We start from the raw sequence: 16,949 nt of genomic DNA on the forward strand, positions 1-16,949 counted from the left end.
GTTGCGGCCGCTCTACCGGTCAGTTCGGTGACTGAACGTCCAGTTCTCTCCGGACCGAAAGCACCTTTCGATGAGGGGTCGACGTTCGGACTATGGAAGACGAATCGATTTCGGTCGCTGCCGTCTCCTCGGTCGGGGAACAGGCCGTCGCCATCGCCTTCGAGTCACCCCTGGACTTCGAAGCCCGACCCGGACAGTTCGTCAAGCTCGTCGCCGAGGTCGACGGCGAGCGCGAGAGTCGCTTCTACACCATCTCCTCGCCGGACGTGACCGACACCTTCGAGGTCACGGTGGAGATCGACCCGGACGGCGAACTGGGGCCGATCCTCGCGGACCTCGAAGCCGGTGACGAGATGACCGTCTCCGGTCCCTACGGCAACGCCTACTACGAGGACGAGCCCCGGTCCGTGATCCTCGCGGGCGGGCCAGGCGTCGGCCCCGCCATCGGGATCGCCCGGCGCGCGCTCGCCGACGGCAACGAGGCCGCGATCGTCTACCGCGACGACGACCCGATCCACGGGGACGCGCTCGACGCGCTCGCCGCCGAGGGCGTCGCGGTCCACACCCTCGCGGCCGACGACGAGATGACCGACGCCGTCGCGGACGTGCTGACCGGCGCCGAGGGCGAGCAGGTGTTCGTCTACGGCTTCGCCGACTTCCTCGACGCCGCGACGACGGCTATCGACGCCGCCGGCGGCGACCCGGACCGGGCGAAAGTCGAGAACTTCGGCTAAACTCGCCGAAGGGCGACCGATACCGACGGGAGAGCGGTGGAACACCCGTCGAAACGCCGGTGGGATTTAACCGCCCACCGGTCGGTGTCTGGAGTGATGAGTGTACGTCGGTCGTCGCGCTTCGCGGGTCGGCTCACCGCAGCGCTGCTCGTCGGCTGCCTCCTCCTGTCGATCGTCTCGGGCCCGGCCCTGGCTATCGGCGCGGGCGGGCTCGCCGTCCAGGAGAACGGGACGGCCGCGACCGACGGGACGGATAGCGGCGCCAACGGGTCGCAGATCGAGACGGCCGCCGGCACCGGGGGCGGTGAGTCCACCGGGATCATCGGGAGCGCCTTCGGGTTCGTCGGCGGGCTGCTGGGCGGCCTGGGGAGCTTCCTCGGCGGTCTCGTCGGCGCGCTGGTCGGGTTCCTCGACAGTTCCATCGGGCACGCGCTCGTCGGCATCCCGCTGGGGATCTACCTCGGGCTGAAATCTATCGCGCTCTACCTGGAGTACTACGAGTAGTCCACCAGCAACGCGGTCCGAACCGTTTTCCACGGTGCGGGTGGTAGCTGACGTATGGGATTACGCGACGCCGTCAGCGAGTGGCTCGGTGGCGAAGACGGGGAGACGACGCCAAAGGAAGGAGAGAGGCCGGCCCTCGAACTGGCCGCCGAGATCGCCGCGAACCCGCAGACGATCACCCTCCGCGACGGGCGGCGCCTGGGGTACGCAGAGGTCGGCGACTCCGACGGCGACCCGCTCGTCCTCTTCCACGGGTTTCCCAACTCCCGGGTGTTCGCCGCCGCGTTCGACGAGGTCGCCCGCGAGGAGGGCGTCCGGGTCGTCGCGCCGGAGCGGCCGGGGTTCGGCGTCTCCGATCCGGACCCCGACCGGACGCTGACTGACTGGCCGGCCGACGTGGCCGACCTGGCCGACGAACTCGGCCTCGAGACGTTTCCCGTACTCGGCGTCTCGGCGGGCGGGCCCTACGCCGTCGCCTGCGCCGCGCTCCTCGACCAGCGAGTCGACCGGGCGGGCGTCGTCTGCGGCCTCGGTCCGATGAAATCGGTCGGACTCCGGGAGCGCCTGTGGTACTACAGCGCGCGCTTCGTGCCGCCGGTGACAGAGCTCGGCCTGTGGCTCGGCGGTCGGAAGGCGCTCGCGGATCGCGAGGCCTTCCTCGACTCGATGGCGGAGAACGCCGCGCCGGCGGACGCCCCGGTCTGGCGCGGCGACCTCGGGAAGGTGGTGCACGCGAGCATGGTCGAGTCGCGGCGTCACCACGGGCTCGACCCGCTGGTGACCGAGACGGCGATCTTCGGCCGAGAATGGGGCATCGATCTCGGCGCGATCGACGTGCCGACGTGGCTCTGGTACGGGAAGGAAGACACCGTCGTCCCGACGGCGATGGGGCTCTACCTCGCGGACGAGATCCCGACCGCGGACGCGCACTTCTACCCCGACCTGGGCCACCTCTCGACCGTAGAGCGCGCCGAGGCGGACGCCTTCGCCACGCTGTGCCCCTGACGGTCGTGAACTGGCGGGTCGGAGGATCTTTCAGTGCGAACGGAAATTGTGCGGCCAAGGCGATGGTTCGGGAGGTGAACCGGACGGACGTCGAACGCCGGCAGGACCGACTGCTGTCGGAGTACGGGGACGTCCCGGTCCGGGAGGAAGAGGAGGTGGTGCCCGCGGACGTGTTCCCGGAGCTGCGCGACCTCGCCGAAGAGGGATACACCGGCGGGGGCTACGTCTGGATCGTCCGCGAGCCACCGGAGACGGCCCCGCTCTCGGAGTCGCGGCCGACGGACATCGAGGAGTCCCGGCGGGTGCTGATGATCCTCTCGCGCGGGTCCACCCACTGGGGGCTCCCCGGCGGGGGTCGCGAGTGCGGCGAGTCCTACGAGGAGGCCGCCGTCCGTGAGGTCCGCGAGGAGACGGGCGTCGACTGCCGGATCGTCGAACCTTTCCTGATCCGCCGCAGGGTCAGCGTCTCGAAGGGCGAGCACGACCAGCGGCTCCACACCCTGTGGGTCTTCTTCGACGGTCGCTACGAGGGCGGGCACCTCGCGATCCAGCCGGGCGAACTCAACGGCGCGGCCTGGTTCGCCGAGCCGCCCGCGCGGATGCACCCCGAGGGCGAGTTCAGGGCCGCGGACTGGAACTAATTCGTTATCACGGCCGATAACACAGGAGATAGCTTTTACTCCATCCAGAAACAGGTCCAATCAAGAGACACTGTCGTGGCGGGGACAGTGTACGATTCACGTTCATGTTTCAGTACAGTCTCTACGTGCCTGCCCTGTTGCTAGTGGCGGTAATCTCCACGGCAGCCGCGTACATGGGGTACACGAAGCGCGACCGACGTGGGACCATCTGGTACGTCGCGGTGATGCTCGCGATCACCGTCTGGTCGCTGTCGCTCGCACTCACCGTCGCGAGCGAGCCGCGACACCTGAAACTCCTCTTTATGGCGGTGCTACTGCCGACGTCGGTGTACCTCTGTGTCTTCTGGTTCCTGTTCGCGGCGGCCTACACGGGCAACTACGACCGGGTTCCCCGGCCAGTCCGGATCGGGCTGTTCATCGTTCCGCTCGGGTACGTTCCGCTGACGCTGACCACCGACAGTCACGGGTTGATCCTCCGGAACGCGCGGCTGGTCGAGCAGGGCTCGACCGTCCTGCTGGGGTACGACTGGGGACCGGTCGTCTGGATGTACATCGGGCTGACTTACATGTGCATGTTCGCAGCGACCGTCCTGCTGTTCCGGAAGGCGGTCCACTCCCGGAACCTCTACCGGCGGCTGAGCCTGGTGCTCGCGCTCGGTGGGCTCTCGATGTGGACCGGGAACATGATCACCTTCGCCGGGCTGAGCCCGTTCCCCCACATGATGATCGTCCCGCTGTCCTTCCTCTTCTGGGGCGCCGTCAGTTTGCTGCTGTTCGTCAGTATCCGGTTCGCCCAGTTGCTCCCCATCAACAGGCTCTTCTCGCGAATCAGTTCGCGGTTCGACGACGTCCTGCCGCTGGCGCGTGACTTCGTCATCGAGGAGATCGACAGCGGCGTCATGATCCTCGACGAGGACGGCCGGATCGTCGACATCAACTCCACGGCCAGGAAGATGCTCGGCCTCGAAAACCGCGTGGTCGGGAAACCGGTCTTCGACGTCATCGACCTCGGGAAGTACTGGGACGACTACGAGGAAGGGGAACTCCTGAGCGGGCGTCGCGACCAGATCTGGGTCCCCGTCTCGGAGACCGAGGAGCGCTGTTACGACGTCAACATCTCGGACATCGAAGACGGATCGGGGGACTTCGCCGGGCAGAGCGTCCTGCTGTACGACGTCACGGAGCAGAAGGAACGGGAAGACCAGCTCCGCGAGCGCGAAGAGGAACTCCGCCAGCAGAAACGCGACCTCGAACAGCAGACCCAGCAGCTCGAACACCAGAACGAGCGGCTGGATCGCTTCGCCAGCATCGTCTCCCACGACCTCCGCAATCCGCTGAACGTCGCCGCCAGCCGCGTCGAACTGCTCGACGTCAAACTCGACGACGACCACGAGGAGAGCCTCGACGAGATCCAGACCGCCCACGAGCGGATGGGCGACATCATCGACGACGCGCTCACGCTGGCTCGCTCCGGGAAGGCGATCACCGAGAAAGAGCCCGTCGACGTGAGCGAGGTCGCCACCGAGGCCTGGGAGAACGTCGACACCGACCGCGCGACCCTCGACGTCGACGTCTCGCTCCGGCTCGAGAGCGACCCCGACCGCCTGCTCAACGTCTTCGAGAACCTCTTTCGCAACGCAGTGGAACACAACGACGGCGAGCTGACGATCCGGGTCGGCCCCCTCACGGAGAGCATCGGCTTCTACGTCGAGGACACCGGCACGGGGATCCCCGAAGACGATCGCGAGGACGTCCTCCAGCAGGGCTACACCACAAACGAGGCGGGAACCGGACTCGGGCTGGCCATCGTCAGGGACATCGTCGGCGCCCACGGCTGGGAGCTGTCGGTCGCCGAGAGCGACGAGGGCGGCGCGCGCTTCGAGATCCACTGCGTCCGCGAGTCCGTCGAGGTCGAGACGGCGACCGCCTAGTGCTCGACGAGTTCGAGCAGGATCCCGCCCGTGGACTTCGGGTGCAGGAACGCCACGTCGTGACCCCAGGCGCCCGTCCGGGGTTCCTCGTCGATGACTTCGACGCCGGCCTCGCGAACGCGATCCAGCGCCGCCGCGACGTCGTCGCTCGCCAGCGCGAGGTGGTGGATGCCGGGGCCGTTTCCGTCCAGATAGTTCGCGATGGGCCCCTCGTCGGCGACCGGTTCGAGGAGTTCGAAAAAGCCGTTCCCGAGGTCGAGGAAGACCACGTCCATGCCGTCGAACCGCTCTTCGTGGGCGATGGGCGCGTCGAAGAGGGCCGCGTACTGGTCGGCGAGCGCGTCGGCGTCGTCGGTCGCGATACCCGCGTGATCGAACTGCATACCCCGAATGGGCGTGGCGGGACAATCAGCCCTGCGACGGCGGCATGTGTGTGGCGTGGTACCTGTCGTCAATTACTAAGACGGTTCGCCGCGACCGTTGGGTATGGAGGCACCGAGACCGGGGCGACTGGACGACGACAGGCAACGGATCTACGAGTACGTCGAGCGGGAGGGGCGCGTCGAACCCGAGCGAGCGCGCGCCGCCCTGGGCTTCGAGCACCGGCGGTTCGGGCACCACCTCGCGATGCTCAAGCGGGACGGATATCTGACCGAGCGCGACGGACAGCTCGAGATCGCGATGGACCCCGGCACGGCCGAGCGGTACGAGGTCGACGGCGTCACGGTGACGATCCGTCCGGCGCGGCAGGACGACATCGCGGGCATCGTCGGGACGCTCCGGCAGGTCGCCGCCGAGGGCACCTACATCGAGGCCGAGAGCGTCGCCCAGCAACTCGACTACGAGGAGTCGCTGCTGCGGCACAACGAGTTCGAGTCGCGAGTGTTCTTCGTCGCCACCGTGGGCGAGGAGGTGGTCGGCTGGGTCCACCTCGAGATCCCGGAGATCGACAAGCTCCGCCACACCGCGGAGTTGACCATCGGACTGGTCGAGGCCCACCGGGGGCACGGGATCGGGAGCCGCCTGCTCGATCACGGCCTCGACTGGGCCGCGGAGATGGACCTCGCGAAGGTGTACAACAGTTTCCCGGCGACCAACGAGGGTGCGATAGAGTTCTTCGAGGCCCACGGCGGGGCGGTCGAAGCCGTCCGCGAGGACCACTACCGGATCGACGGCGAGCCGGTCGACGAGGTGATGATGGCGGTCACGCCGTAGCGCCAGCGGGGACTACTCCGGATCGAAGACGTCCTCGATCCGGCAGTCGAAGTACCCGGCCAGGTCGAAGGCCAGTTCCAGGGAGGGATCGTACCGGCCGCGCTCGATGGAGTTGATCGTCTGGCGCGTCACGTCCACCTCGGCGGCCAGGTCGGCCTGGCTCAGGCCGCGTTCCTCGCGGCGCTCGCGCAGGTCGTTTTTCATGTCCGGTAGCGCAGCAGCGTGAAGAGCAGGCCCCAGACCAGGTAGATCGCCGAAAAGGCGTAGAGAACGCCCGAGACGGTCGGCCCGAACTCGTAGTACCCGGTCGCTTCGAGCAGGAAGAGCGTGGCGAAGGTCGGGACGCCGACGTAGGCGAACAGGTTGATGACCGCGTGGCTCGCCCGCTCCTCGATCCGCTGCTCCCGCTCGTCGAGCAACCGGACGGAACTCCCGAACTGGACGTAGAGCGTCAGGGCGACTCCCGCGACCGCAGCGACGCCGTAGACGGCCAGTCCAGCGACCATCTGATCGAGTACCAGTCCGGCGATGAACCCGGCAAAGGCTACCGCGAAGAGCCCGAGGATCGCTCGTTTGTACTTCTGTCCTCGCTGAATCGGATGTGTCGTGGACATGGGTTTCAGGGCGGTGTAAAGCGTCGTTTCCGTAAAGCTCGCTTTACAGTAAAGGGTCCTTTACACACGCACTTAATCCTGTCGCTCATCGGGATGGAACCAAAAAACACGACCTGGCGCCGGCGCCTCAGATCCCGCCGCCCTGGTACTCGCCGAAGACATCCCGCATCGCGTCGCAGATCTCGCCGGTCGTCGCGTAGGCCTTGACAGCGTCGATCAGGTACGGCATCAGGTTCTCGTCGCCGCGAGCGGCCTCGCCGACGGCGTCGAGGGCGGCCTCGACGGCCTCGTCGTCGCGGTCCTCGCGGACCTGCGCGACGGTCTCCTGTTGCTGGGCTTCGAGCGTCTCGTCGACCTCCTCGATGTCCACGTCGTCTTCCTCCTCGACCTGGTACTCGTTGACGCCGACGATGATCCGCTCGCCCTCCTCCTGTTCGCGCTGGCGTTCGAAGGCCACGTCCTGGATCTGGCGCTGGACCCACTGGTCGTCGATGGCCGGGAGCATCCCGCCCTTCTCGTCGATCCGATCCAGGAGCGCGAAGGCCTCCTCCTCGAGGTCGTCGGTCAGGCTCTCGACGTAGTAGCTCCCGCCGAGGGGGTCGATGGTGTCTGCGGCGCCGGACTCGTGAGCCAGGATCTGCTGGGTCCGGAGAGCGGTGCGGACGCTGTCCTCCGTCGGCAGGCCGACCGCCTCGTCCTTGCCGTTGGTGTGGAGGCTCTGGGTCCCGCCGAGGACCGCGGCCAGCGCCTGATAGGCCACGCGAACGACGTTGTTCTCGACCTGCTGGGCCGTCAGCGTCGAGCCCGCGGTCTGGGTGTGGAACTTGAGTTGCTTGGACTTGGGATTCTGCGCGTCGAAGCGCTCCTCCATGATCTGGTACCACATCCGTCGCGCGGCGCGGAACTTCGCGACCTCTTCGAGGATGTTGTTGTAGGAGGCGAAGAAGAAGGACAGCTGGGGGGCGAACTCGTCGACGTCCAGGCCGGCCTCGATGGCCGCCTCGACGTACTCGATGCCGTTCCCGAGGGTGAAGGCGATCTCCTGGGCGGCGGTCGCGCCGGCCTCGCGGACGTGGTAGCCGGAGATGGAGATGGTGTTGAAGTTCGGGACCTCTGCCGCGCAGAACTCGAAGATGTCCGTGATGATCCGCATCGACTGCTCGGGCGGGTAGATGTAGGTGTTGCGCGCGATGTACTCTTTGAGCACGTCGTTCTGGATCGTGCCCCGCAACTGCTCGCGGTCGACGCCCTGCTGGTCCCCGACGGCGATGTACATCGCGAGCAGCACCGAGGCAGGGGCGTTGATCGTCATGCTCGTCGAGACCTCGTCGAGCGGGATCCCCTCGAACACCGTCTCCATGTCCGACAGCGAGTCGATCGCGACGCCGGTCTTGCCGACCTCCCCGGCGGCCATCGTGTTGTCGGAGTCGTAGCCCATCTGGGTCGGCAGGTCGAAGGCCATCGAGAGGCCGGTCTGGCCCTCGTCGAGCAGGTAGTTGAACCGCTCGTTGGTCTCGCTGGCGGTCCCCATGCCGGCGTACTGGCGCATCGTCCAGAGGCGGCCGCGGTACATCGTCGGGTAGACGCCGCGGGTGTAGGGTTCCTCGCCGGGGAACCCGAGGTCCTCGTCGTAGTCCAGATCCGCCACGTCCGCGGGCGTGTAGAGGCGTTCCACGGTCTGTCCCTCCGTGTCGGTGGTGAATCGGTCCTCGCGTTCACCGAACCGCTCGACGGTCGGCGCGACCGACTCCTCGTCCCACTCGGCCTTCCCCGAGCGGATCTCCTGAAGGTCCTCGTCGTCGAACATGCCAGAGGGAACGATACCGCCGTGTAAAAGCGTTGTCTGAGCGGTCACGGTTGCGCCGTCGACGGTCGCGGTTCGACCACCGAAGCGGTCCGAGCGTATTTGTCAGAACGGGAGTAATGCTGGAGGCGATGAGCACCCACGAACTCGCCTATCAGGCGGTGCTCGCCGTGAGCGGGCTGCTGTGCGTGGGTGTCGCGTCGTACGCCTGGCGACGCCGGGAGCGACGTGGCGCGAAACCGCTCGTCGGCCTGTTCTTCGCCGTCCTCTTCTGGATCGCGACGACCGCGCTGGTGATCGCCGCCGCCGGGACCCCGACCGGCGCGGCCGTCGCGCGGGCCCAGTACGTCGGCGTCACGCTCTCGGTGATGTTCGTCTTCCTGCTGGCGCTCGAGTACTCCGGTCGCGGGGAGCACGTCACTCGCACGACGGCCGCGCTCTTGCTCGTCGAGCCGATCCTGGCGAACGTGGCCGTCTGGGTGCCCCCGCTCCGCGACCAGTTCCTGCGGTTCGGCGCGGTGGATCCCGGGACCTACTACGGGTTCGCCTACGAGTTCGGGCCCCTGTTCACTGTTCATACGATCTACTCGTACGTGCTCCTCGTCGCGGCCGCGGTGATGTACGTCAGTTTCGCGGTCCGCTCGGAGGAGATCTACCAGCGCCAGACCGTCGGGCTGTTCGTCGGCCTGGTCGCGCCCTGGATCGGGAACGCCCTCTTCGTGTCCGGGGCCGTCAGCGTCGACGTCACGCCCGTCGGGTTCGCGATCACCGGCGTGGCGCTGTGGTGGGCCATCTTCTACCAGGACTTCCTCGAGGTCGTCCCCGTCGCGCGCGGGACGGTCGTGGACAACCTCGACGCGGGCGTGGTCGTGGTGGACCGGACCGACCGGATCGTCGGCGTCAATCCCCGCGGACGGGAACTGCTCGGCGAGACGGAGCCGCTGATCGGCCGCCCCGTCACCGAGGGACTCGCGGAGTTCCCGACGCTCCGTGAGGCGTTCGAGGACCTCTCCGGGACCGAGGGGACCGACGAGATGGAGGTGGCCGTCGGCCCGCGGGACTTCCAGGTGAAGGTGTCCCCGCTCGCGAACCAGCGCGACGAGCGGATCGGCCGGCTGCTCGTGATCGAGGACATCTCCGAGCGCAAACGCCGCCGGCGGGAACTGGAACGCCAGAACGAACAGCTCGAGCAGTTCGCGAGCGTCGTCTCCCACGACCTCCGGAATCCCCTGAGCGTGGCCTCGAGCCGGCTCGAACTCGGGGTGGAGACTGGCGACCGCCAGCACTTCGAGCGGGTCGAGCGGGCCCACGCACGCATGGACCGCATCATCGACGACGTGCTGACGCTGGCCCGGGAAGGCAAGGGCGTCACGGAGACCGAGCGGACGTCGCTGGCCGCGGTCGCGACCGCGGCCTGGAATCACGTCGCGACGGGCGAGGCGACCCTCGAAGTGGTCGAGGACCGGGCGTTGCTCGCCGATCCGGCACGCCTCCAGCGAGCGTTCGAGAACCTCTTTCGAAATTCGGTCGAACACGGCGGATCCGACGTCACCGTGACCGTCGGCCCCACCGACGAGGGGTTCTACGTGGCCGACGACGGGCCGGGTATCCCCGAGGCAGACCGCGACCGGATCTTCGAGAACGGGTACTCGAACGGCGAGGACGGCACCGGGTTCGGTCTCGCGATCGTCCAGACCATCGTCACCGCCCACGGCTGGGAGATCGAGGCGGTCGAGAGCGAGTCACGTGGCGCGCGGTTCGAGGTCGCCGGCGTCGGGTCGGTCGACGAGCGCCCGCCGGTCGACGGGACGGACGAACGCGAACCGGACCCGCTGTCGAGGACCGACGCCGACGAGGCGTCCGCGGACGGCGGTCGCGAGTAACCCTGCTCACCGACCGGTGTCGTACTTGTAGGTGGCCTCGTCGGGGTCGATGCCGAAGTCCTCCGGGCCCTCCTGGGGCTCGTCCGCCCCCTCGTCGGCGGCCGCGCGTTTGAACGCCTGCCGGAACTTCTGGGGCATCCGGAACTCGGAGGTGGGGAGGGCCATCGGGACCGCGTCGGGGGCCGTCGCCTCTCGCTTTGCTTCGAGTCGCTCCTGGAGCTTCTCGGGGAGGTCGCCCGCCTCGATGGGTTCGAACCCGAACTGCCGGAGGTAGTCGGGTTCGCCGGTGAGCGAGTAGACGGTCTCGAAGCCGTCGTCGCCGGCCTTCTGGATGAGTCGCTCGACGACGTGTGCGCCGACGCCCTGCCCGCGCCAGTCCTCGAGGACGCCGATCGACGTGAGTTCACAGACGTCCGCGTCGTCGGTCTTGTGGACGCGCACGCGACCGAAGCCCGCCTTCTGGTTCGTCTCCTCGTCGATGGCGATGACGTAGTCGCGCGACCGGAAGGCGGTCTCGTCCAGGCCCATGTCCTCGATGTGATCCAGCAGCCAGACCTCCTCACGGTTTTTCGCGTCCCGGACGTACATGTCCGGGTCTTGGCTTCGGTCGGCTAAAAACGTTGGCTGCCCTTCCCGTGGGCGATCCGACTGTGCCGGGACGGCTCAGTCCGAATCCTTGACCGCGATTCGCGTCTCGAGTTCCTCCGCGGCCGGATCGAAGTCCCACTGCTTCGCGAGGAAGGACACGTCGTTGGCGACCGTCGTATCGATGTATGGACAGTCGTCCTCGACCATGTCCATTTGCAGTGATATCGTTCAGTACACCTGCACGTCCGTAACGCCGTCTGGCCAAAAAGATAAGATTAAACCGGGCAGTTAATCTCGACAGGTCGGGTCCACCAACCAGACGACGAGGCGGTGCCGTCTGGCATCGCCCCGACTCGCCGGACCGAAATCTATTTTCACGTGTATGATTTAGGTGAGCCTAAAATGGTCGGCGAGACGCTCACGAAGATCCGGGCCCGGATCGAGGATCTGGCGGTCGACGGGGGTAGCTACTGGGTCGTGTGCGGTCGAACGGGGGTCTGTCCCGTCCCGGTCGCCGGGAAACGGTTTCCCGACCGGGGGACCGCAGAGCAGGGGGCGGAGGCGGCCGCAGCCTACCGTGCAGTCCTGCGTCGGTGGGACCCGCGCGCCCCGTGTTACGATTTCATCGCCTGCGAGCGAACGGACGGGGACACCCGGACAGTCGCGCCGGCGACCAGCGGCGGCGAACCGGGGACGCTGACCGGCTTCTGTCACGACGTGGCCGCCGCGGTGTTCGAGACGCTGTCGGCCGTGGGGTACGCCGACCTGGAGTCGTCGATCATGGACGTCTACTGCGAGACGGCCGACGCCATCGACGACCCCGACGAGCTCTGCCTGCACCTGCTTCGCACCCTCTCCTTCGAGCTGGGCGCGCGCCTGTCCGACGGCCAGCAGGCCGCCGTCCTCCGGAGCGCGGCCGACGACCTCGCCGAACCGGCCGGGGCCGACCGGCCGCTCGACGCGACCTTCGGGCGACTGCAGCGGCTCGACCTCGTGGGCGAGTACGCCATCGACCGCGACGGCGCGTCGGCCGGCGACCGCGGGTCCTGGACGGTGACGATCAGCGACTACGCGCTGGCCGCACGGTCGGCGTCGCTGCCGACGCTGCCCATCGCGGTCGACCTCCTCGGCCGGTTCCCCGGCACCGCGCTGTCGCTGTCGGCGGTCCGCAGACTCGACGGCGAATCCTGGCGGTTCGACGTCACGGCGGGGACGGACGGCCCGTCCCGAGGACTCGTTCGAGCGCCGACAGGTACCGGGCCCTGATCGGGGGCAGGCGGCGGGGAAATCGACTGGAACGGTGGAAACTACTTTGCCGTGGGTGGCCGTGGGGTAGGACAGATGACTTCGGATTCACTCGCCGATATGGACGAGATCGTCCACGAACCCAGCCGCGAGTTCGTCGAGTCCACGAACGTCTGGGAGTTCATGCAGACCTACGACGTCGACGACTACGAGGAACTGATCGAGCGGACGACGACCGAGATCGAGGGAGTTCCCGAATCCGGCGTCGACTGGTTCTGGGACGAACTCGTCGACTACCTCGACATCGAGTTCTACGAGGACTACGACCGGGTCCGGGACGACTCGAAGGGACCGCAGTTCACCGACTGGTACCCCGGCGGCGAGCTCAACCTCGCGCACAACCTCGTCGACCGCCACGCCGCACTCGACAACGAGCGCCGGAACAAGGTCGCCACCATCTGGGAGGGCGAGGACGGCGAGGTGCGAGAACAGACCTACCACGAACTTCACCGGGAGGCAAACCAGGTCGCCAACGCGCTCGAGGAACGCGGGATCGAGACCGGCGACACCGTGGGGCTGTACATGCCGATGGTCCCCGAGGTGACCTCGATCCTCTACGGCTGTTTCAAGGTGGGCGCGATCGCGGTCCCCATCTTCTCCGGCTTCGGCGTCGACGCCACCGCTACCCGCCTCGAAGACCCCGAGTGCTCGGTGCTGTTCACCGGCGACGGCTTCCAGCGCCGGGGCGGCGAGGTGACCCTCAAGGGCACCGCGGACGAGGCCATCGAGGAGGCCGACACCGACGTCGAGTCCGTGATCGTCTACGACCGACTCGGTGCGGAGGTCCCCTGGACCGACGGGCGCGACGAGTGGTGGGGCGACGCCGTCGCCACGCAGGACGACGCCTACGACACGAAGGAACTCCCGAGCGACCAGGAGTCGATGCTGCTGTACTCCTCGGGGACGACCGGCAAGCCCAAAGGGATCGTCCACACCCACGCCGGCGTGCAGGTCCAGTGTCCCAAGGAACTGCACTTCGGCTTCGACCTCAAGCCATCCGATCGGTTCTGCTGGGTCTCCGACATCGGCTGGATGATGGGGCCGTGGACGCTCATCGGCAACCACACCTTCGGCGGCACCATCTTCATGTACGAGGGCGCGCCGGACTACCCCAACCCCGACCGGTTCTGGGAGATGATCGACCGGCACAAGCTCACCCAGTTCGGCATCTCGCCCACCGCCATCCGCGCGCTCCGCAAGCAGGGCGACGACTGGGTCGAGGGCCACGACCTCTCCAGCCTCCGCCTGCTCGGGTCGACGGGCGAGCCCTGGGACCCCGAGTCCTGGATCTGGTTCCACGAGAACGTCGGCGGCGGCGACGCTCCGGTCATCAACATCAGCGGGGGCACCGAGATCTGCGGCTGCTTCCTCATGCCACTGCCCACCCAGTCGCTGAAACCCTGTACACTGGGTGGCCCCGGACTCGGCATGGACATCGACGTCGTCGACCGCGACGGCGAGTCGATCAAAGAGGACCACGAGCGGGGCTACCTCGTCGCCCGCGACTCCTGTCCCTCGATGACCAAGTCGCTCTGGTCGGGCGACGAGCGCTACCTCGAGGAGTACTGGTCGACCTGGGACGACCTCTGGGACCACGGCGACTGGGCCCAGAAGGACGAGGACGGCTTCTGGTTCCTCCACGGGCGGGCCGACGACGCCCTCAACGTGGCCGGCCGCAAAGTCGGCCCCGCCGAAGTCGAGGGCGCGGCGATGGACCACGCGGCCGTCAACCAGGCCGCCGCCGTCGGGGTCGCCGACGACACCACCGGCACCGCGGTCGTCCTCTACGTCATCGTCGAGGAGGGGACCGAGGAGGAAGACGACCTCCGAGAGGAGATCCGGGCGCAGGTCGGCGAGGAACTCGGCAAACCTTTCAGACCGCGCGAGGTCCTGTTCGTCGACGACTTCCCCAAGACCCAGTCGGGCAAGATCATCCGCCGCGCCGTCGAGGCGACCTACGCCGGCGAGGACCTGGGCGACATGTCCTCGATCGAGAACCCCGCCGCGCTCGAGGAGATCGAGGACGCCAGATAGGATCGCGTTACAACAACTGAGAATCGCGGACGAACACTTACGCGGCCGGGTCCGCCAGTGGACCCATGCCCACCTGGCTGGCGAGTTACCAGGCGGCGCTGCTTCTCGCCGGCGCGCTCTCGGCGTTCCTCGCGTACTACACCTGGGTCAACCGGGACCGGATCGGCGCGCTGCCGCTCTGTGTCGCCATGGTCGGCGAACTCGGCTGGATCGGGGCACTTCTCGTGGGGACGCTCGCGCGCGCGACGCCGACGGCACTGCTCGCGAACCGGCTGATCGTGCCGGCGTCGAACCTGGTCGTCGTCGGCTTCTTCGTCTTCGTCCTCGAGTACACCGATCGCGAGGCGTGGATCCGGCCGCGGTACCTCCTCGCGCTCTCGGTCGTGCCGGTCGTCGCGACCGTTCTCTCCCTCACCAACCCGGTCCACGGCCTCTTCTTCGAGATCGGTGGGCTCGATCCGATGGGCCCGACCGGCTACGTCATCGATCCCGGACCGGCGTTCCTCGCGAACACGCTCTTCACCTACGCGCTGCTCGGGGTCGGAACCGTGATGCTCCTCGGCTTCGCGCTCGACGCGGCGGTGGCCTACCGCTACCAGACCGGCGCGATTCTGGTCGCCGTCACAGTCCCCTGGGTCGGACACGTCCTCCGGACGGTCGGGCTGGTCCCCTCCGGCACGACGCCGATCGCCTTCGCCGTCACCGGGGCGGCGTTCGTCTGGGCCGTTCTCAGGGCGCGGTTCCTGGACCTCGCGCCCGTCGGCCGCCACCGCGTCATCGACGACCTCGGCGCCGGCGTGTTCACCCTCGACCGCGAGGGCCGACTCATCGACGTCAACCCGCAGGGGCGGCGCTTCCTCGACGTCGGCCCCGACGAGCGACTCGTCGGCGAACGCGTCGACGACGTCCTGACGGACTATCCCGAAGTCCTGGACCAGTACCTCGACATCGCCGGGTTCGAGGAGGACCTCGAGTTCGAGACGGCCTTCCAGGGCCGCGAGTACGCGGTCGAGGCGTTCCCCCTGACCGACGCGCGCGACCGCCACGTCGGACAGACGATCATCGTGAGGGACGTGACCGATCGCAAGCGCCGCGAGCGGGAACTGAAGCGCCAGAACGAGCGGCTCGAACGGTTCGCCAGCGTCGTCTCCCACGACCTGCGCAACCCGCTGAGCGTCATCGGCGGTCGCGTCGAGATCGCACGCGAGAGCGACGACGTGACCCCGCATCTCGACACCATCGCGGCAAACGCGGACCGCATGGAGGAGATCATCGAGGACGTCCTCTCGCTGACCCGGGACGACGACCTGCGCCGCGACCCCGTCTCGCTCGAAGCCGTCGCGGACGAGGCGTGGGAGCACGTCGACGCGGCCGACGCCACCCTCTCGGTGGTCGACGACGAGGTCCTCCAGGCCGACCGGTCCCGGCTGTCACAGGCCTTCGAGAACCTGTTCCGCAACGCCGTGGAACACGGCGGCCAGGACGTCACGGTCCGGGTCGGCACCTTCGAGGACGACCGGGCCAGCGGCGTCTTCGTCGCCGACGACGGGCCCGGCATCCCGACCGACGACCGCGAGCGCGTCTTCGAGGACGGGTTCTCCACTGGCGATCGCGGCACCGGCCTGGGCCTCTCCGTCGTCGACGACGTGGCCGGCGGCCACGGCTGGGAGTTGCGAGTGACCGACTCCGCGTCCGGCGGTGCCAGGTTCGAGTTCGTCACCGACGAGCCGACGGTGACCGCCGTCACCGACGGGTCCGCCCAGTGACCGCCCTCGGGTAACCCCGCCCAGCCGACCGGGACGCGATCAGTCGAGCACGTCGTCCGGATCGACCGACGGGACCGACCCGTCCTCGCCGACCGCCAGCGTGGGCGACTCGTCGCTCCCGGGCAGCAACACCCGCGCGCCGACGGAGATGGGTGCGAACACGCCCGCGACGAGCGTCCCGGGATTCGCCAGTGGGGCGCGAACCGCGACGGCGTCCCCGTCGGTCAGCCCGTGCTCGTCGACGACTCGCTCGGTCGCCGCCACGAGGTCGGCGTGGCTGTACGTCCCGCGATCGGTCACGAGCGCCGGCTGCTCGGGTGACACGGTACCGGGCGGCATCGTCGGATTCTCGCTCCAGCTATCCCGTTCGAAGTGAATCACGTCGGCGTCCGCCGGCTTCTCGCCGTAGGCGACCCGTTTCGTCCCCGGCTCGACAGTCAGGTCCGCGATCGTCTCGGCGGGCGCGACGACCAGTCGGGCGTCGAGGTCCTCGGGGAGCCCGACCCGCACCGGTGCACCGAGCGAGGCGCCGCCGAACACGGACAGCAGCGCCTGCGGTACCGGATCGGCGGCCACGGCGACCCCGCGACCGGGACCGACGCCGTGGTACCGGAACAGGCTCGCCGCCTTCCAGGCGTCCGTGCAGAACTTGTGGGCGGTGTAGGGCTGGGAGCCCGACCCGTCGACCAGCGGCTCCTTCACCCGGCGCTCGCGCGCGACGAGGTCGCCAATGACGTCCATACCGGCGCTACCGGCCGGGGACGGTTAAGTCGTCTGCCCCGCGGAGAATCGGCGCGAGGTCGCCAAGGGGGGAAGGTGGGGTTCCGCAATAACGATCCGATGACCGATACCGACCCCGCGCCACCGAGACATAATTTTTTCATAATATTAAGTTTAATCCAAGCGGAATTATCCGGGCGCCAGA

General features: G+C 68.0%; 17 protein-coding genes. 10 read left to right on the top strand and 7 right to left on the bottom strand.

Features of this window, described 5'->3' with window-relative positions:
- Positions 1–92 precede the first annotated feature (92 nt).
- The 5 genes from U5918_RS03965 (at position 93) to U5918_RS03985 (ending at position 4,815) form a co-directional block, all read left to right on the top strand.
- Complete coding sequence (locus tag U5918_RS03965) at positions 93–734, top strand: FAD-dependent oxidoreductase (RefSeq protein ID WP_335999621.1); 642 nt, start codon at positions 93–95, stop codon at positions 732–734.
- A gap of 96 nt (positions 735–830) precedes the next feature.
- The gene (locus U5918_RS03970) at positions 831–1,238 is read left to right on the top strand and encodes a hypothetical protein (protein ID WP_335999623.1); all 408 of its coding nucleotides are present in this window, start codon (positions 831–833) and stop codon (positions 1,236–1,238) included.
- A gap of 54 nt (positions 1,239–1,292) precedes the next feature.
- On the top strand, positions 1,293–2,243 hold the full coding sequence (locus tag U5918_RS03975) for an alpha/beta fold hydrolase (RefSeq protein WP_335999625.1): 951 nt from the start codon (positions 1,293–1,295) through the stop codon (positions 2,241–2,243).
- A 62-nt stretch (positions 2,244–2,305) separates the two neighbouring features.
- Positions 2,306–2,884: an NUDIX hydrolase gene (locus U5918_RS03980; protein WP_335999628.1), complete on the top strand. Its 579-nt coding sequence runs from the start codon at positions 2,306–2,308 to the stop codon at positions 2,882–2,884.
- Positions 2,885–2,988: 104 nt separating this feature from the next.
- The gene (locus U5918_RS03985) at positions 2,989–4,815 is read left to right on the top strand and encodes a histidine kinase N-terminal 7TM domain-containing protein (protein WP_335999630.1); all 1,827 of its coding nucleotides are present in this window, start codon (positions 2,989–2,991) and stop codon (positions 4,813–4,815) included.
- Here U5918_RS03985 and mce read toward each other — a convergent pair.
- Entirely contained in the window at positions 4,812–5,198 is a 387-nt protein-coding gene (mce, locus tag U5918_RS03990) for a methylmalonyl-CoA epimerase (protein ID WP_335999631.1), read from the bottom strand. The genes U5918_RS03985 and mce overlap by 4 nt on opposite strands.
- A 103-nt stretch (positions 5,199–5,301) precedes the next feature.
- Between mce and U5918_RS03995 the strand changes: the two genes are divergently transcribed.
- The gene (locus U5918_RS03995) at positions 5,302–6,030 is read left to right on the top strand and encodes a GNAT family N-acetyltransferase (protein ID WP_335999632.1); all 729 of its coding nucleotides are present in this window, start codon (positions 5,302–5,304) and stop codon (positions 6,028–6,030) included.
- Positions 6,031–6,042: 12 nt separating this feature from the next.
- Here U5918_RS03995 and U5918_RS04000 read toward each other — a convergent pair whose 3' ends face one another.
- The 3 genes from U5918_RS04000 to U5918_RS04010 form a co-directional block, all read right to left on the bottom strand.
- Entirely contained in the window at positions 6,043–6,234 is a 192-nt protein-coding gene (locus U5918_RS04000) for a helix-turn-helix transcriptional regulator (RefSeq protein WP_335999633.1), read from the bottom strand.
- Positions 6,231–6,644, bottom strand: coding sequence for a DUF2178 domain-containing protein (locus U5918_RS04005; protein ID WP_335999634.1), 414 nt, complete (start codon positions 6,642–6,644; stop codon positions 6,231–6,233). Before U5918_RS04005 ends, U5918_RS04000 begins: the two co-directional genes overlap by 4 nt.
- 127 nt (positions 6,645–6,771) lie before the next feature.
- On the bottom strand, positions 6,772–8,451 hold the full coding sequence (locus tag U5918_RS04010) for an acyl-CoA mutase large subunit family protein (RefSeq protein WP_335999635.1): 1,680 nt from the start codon (positions 8,449–8,451) through the stop codon (positions 6,772–6,774).
- 128 nt (positions 8,452–8,579) lie between these two features.
- Between U5918_RS04010 and U5918_RS04015 the strand changes: the two genes are divergently transcribed.
- Positions 8,580–10,331, top strand: coding sequence for a histidine kinase N-terminal 7TM domain-containing protein (locus U5918_RS04015; RefSeq protein ID WP_335999637.1), 1,752 nt, complete (start codon positions 8,580–8,582; stop codon positions 10,329–10,331).
- A 6-nt stretch (positions 10,332–10,337) separates the two neighbouring features.
- On the opposite strand, the gene U5918_RS04020 is transcribed toward U5918_RS04015, so the two are convergent.
- Entirely contained in the window at positions 10,338–10,919 is a 582-nt protein-coding gene (locus U5918_RS04020) for a GNAT family N-acetyltransferase (protein WP_335999639.1), read from the bottom strand.
- A 75-nt stretch (positions 10,920–10,994) separates the two neighbouring features.
- Positions 10,995–11,126: a hypothetical protein gene (locus U5918_RS04025; protein WP_335999640.1), complete on the bottom strand. Its 132-nt coding sequence runs from the start codon at positions 11,124–11,126 to the stop codon at positions 10,995–10,997.
- 195 nt (positions 11,127–11,321) lie between these two features.
- Here U5918_RS04025 and U5918_RS04030 point away from each other — a divergent pair, with 195 nt between their 5' ends.
- The 3 genes from U5918_RS04030 (at position 11,322) to U5918_RS04040 (ending at position 16,024) form a co-directional block, all read left to right on the top strand.
- A complete protein-coding gene (locus U5918_RS04030) occupies positions 11,322–12,185 on the top strand; it encodes a DUF7551 domain-containing protein (RefSeq protein ID WP_335999643.1) in 864 nt (287 codons plus the stop codon).
- 75 nt (positions 12,186–12,260) lie between these two features.
- A complete protein-coding gene (locus U5918_RS04035; RefSeq protein WP_335999645.1) occupies positions 12,261–14,258 on the top strand; it encodes an AMP-binding protein in 1,998 nt (665 codons plus the stop codon).
- Positions 14,259–14,323: 65 nt separating this feature from the next.
- Positions 14,324–16,024 (top strand): histidine kinase N-terminal 7TM domain-containing protein, encoded by a 1,701-nt coding sequence (locus U5918_RS04040; RefSeq protein WP_335999647.1) that lies wholly within the window; start codon positions 14,324–14,326, stop codon positions 16,022–16,024.
- A 39-nt stretch (positions 16,025–16,063) separates the two neighbouring features.
- On the opposite strand, the gene U5918_RS04045 is transcribed toward U5918_RS04040, so the two are convergent.
- The gene (locus U5918_RS04045; protein ID WP_335999648.1) at positions 16,064–16,765 is read right to left on the bottom strand and encodes a hypothetical protein; all 702 of its coding nucleotides are present in this window, start codon (positions 16,763–16,765) and stop codon (positions 16,064–16,066) included.
- Positions 16,766–16,949 lie beyond the last annotated feature (184 nt).

It is taken from the genome of Halorientalis sp. LT38, from assembly GCF_037031225.1.
GTDB classification, from domain to species: Archaea; Halobacteriota; Halobacteria; order Halobacteriales; family Haloarculaceae; genus Halorientalis; species Halorientalis halophila.

What these genes read in the sequence shown, in the direction of transcription:
- U5918_RS04040 (WP_335999647.1), top strand. Translation starts at nt 14,324, where the DNA reads ATGCCCACCTGGCTGGCGAGTTACCAGGCGGCGCTGCTTCTCGCCGGC.
- U5918_RS04020 (WP_335999639.1), bottom strand. Translation starts at nt 10,919, where the DNA reads ATGTACGTCCGGGACGCGAAAAACCGTGAGGAGGTCTGGCTGCTGGAT.
- U5918_RS04000 (WP_335999633.1), bottom strand. Translation starts at nt 6,234, where the DNA reads ATGAAAAACGACCTGCGCGAGCGCCGCGAGGAACGCGGCCTGAGCCAG.
- U5918_RS04005 (WP_335999634.1), bottom strand. Translation starts at nt 6,644, where the DNA reads ATGTCCACGACACATCCGATTCAGCGAGGACAGAAGTACAAACGAGCG.
- U5918_RS04025 (WP_335999640.1), bottom strand. Translation starts at nt 11,126, where the DNA reads ATGGTCGAGGACGACTGTCCATACATCGATACGACGGTCGCCAACGAC.
- mce (WP_335999631.1), bottom strand. Translation starts at nt 5,198, where the DNA reads ATGCAGTTCGATCACGCGGGTATCGCGACCGACGACGCCGACGCGCTC.
- U5918_RS04015 (WP_335999637.1), top strand. Translation starts at nt 8,580, where the DNA reads ATGAGCACCCACGAACTCGCCTATCAGGCGGTGCTCGCCGTGAGCGGG.
- U5918_RS03985 (WP_335999630.1), top strand. Translation starts at nt 2,989, where the DNA reads ATGTTTCAGTACAGTCTCTACGTGCCTGCCCTGTTGCTAGTGGCGGTA.
- U5918_RS04045 (WP_335999648.1), bottom strand. Translation starts at nt 16,765, where the DNA reads ATGGACGTCATTGGCGACCTCGTCGCGCGCGAGCGCCGGGTGAAGGAG.
- U5918_RS03975 (WP_335999625.1), top strand. Translation starts at nt 1,293, where the DNA reads ATGGGATTACGCGACGCCGTCAGCGAGTGGCTCGGTGGCGAAGACGGG.
- U5918_RS03995 (WP_335999632.1), top strand. Translation starts at nt 5,302, where the DNA reads ATGGAGGCACCGAGACCGGGGCGACTGGACGACGACAGGCAACGGATC.
- U5918_RS04035 (WP_335999645.1), top strand. Translation starts at nt 12,261, where the DNA reads ATGACTTCGGATTCACTCGCCGATATGGACGAGATCGTCCACGAACCC.
- U5918_RS04010 (WP_335999635.1), bottom strand. Translation starts at nt 8,451, where the DNA reads ATGTTCGACGACGAGGACCTTCAGGAGATCCGCTCGGGGAAGGCCGAG.
- U5918_RS03980 (WP_335999628.1), top strand. Translation starts at nt 2,306, where the DNA reads ATGGTTCGGGAGGTGAACCGGACGGACGTCGAACGCCGGCAGGACCGA.
- U5918_RS03965 (WP_335999621.1), top strand. Translation starts at nt 93, where the DNA reads ATGGAAGACGAATCGATTTCGGTCGCTGCCGTCTCCTCGGTCGGGGAA.
- U5918_RS03970 (WP_335999623.1), top strand. Translation starts at nt 831, where the DNA reads ATGAGTGTACGTCGGTCGTCGCGCTTCGCGGGTCGGCTCACCGCAGCG.
- U5918_RS04030 (WP_335999643.1), top strand. Translation starts at nt 11,322, where the DNA reads ATGGTCGGCGAGACGCTCACGAAGATCCGGGCCCGGATCGAGGATCTG.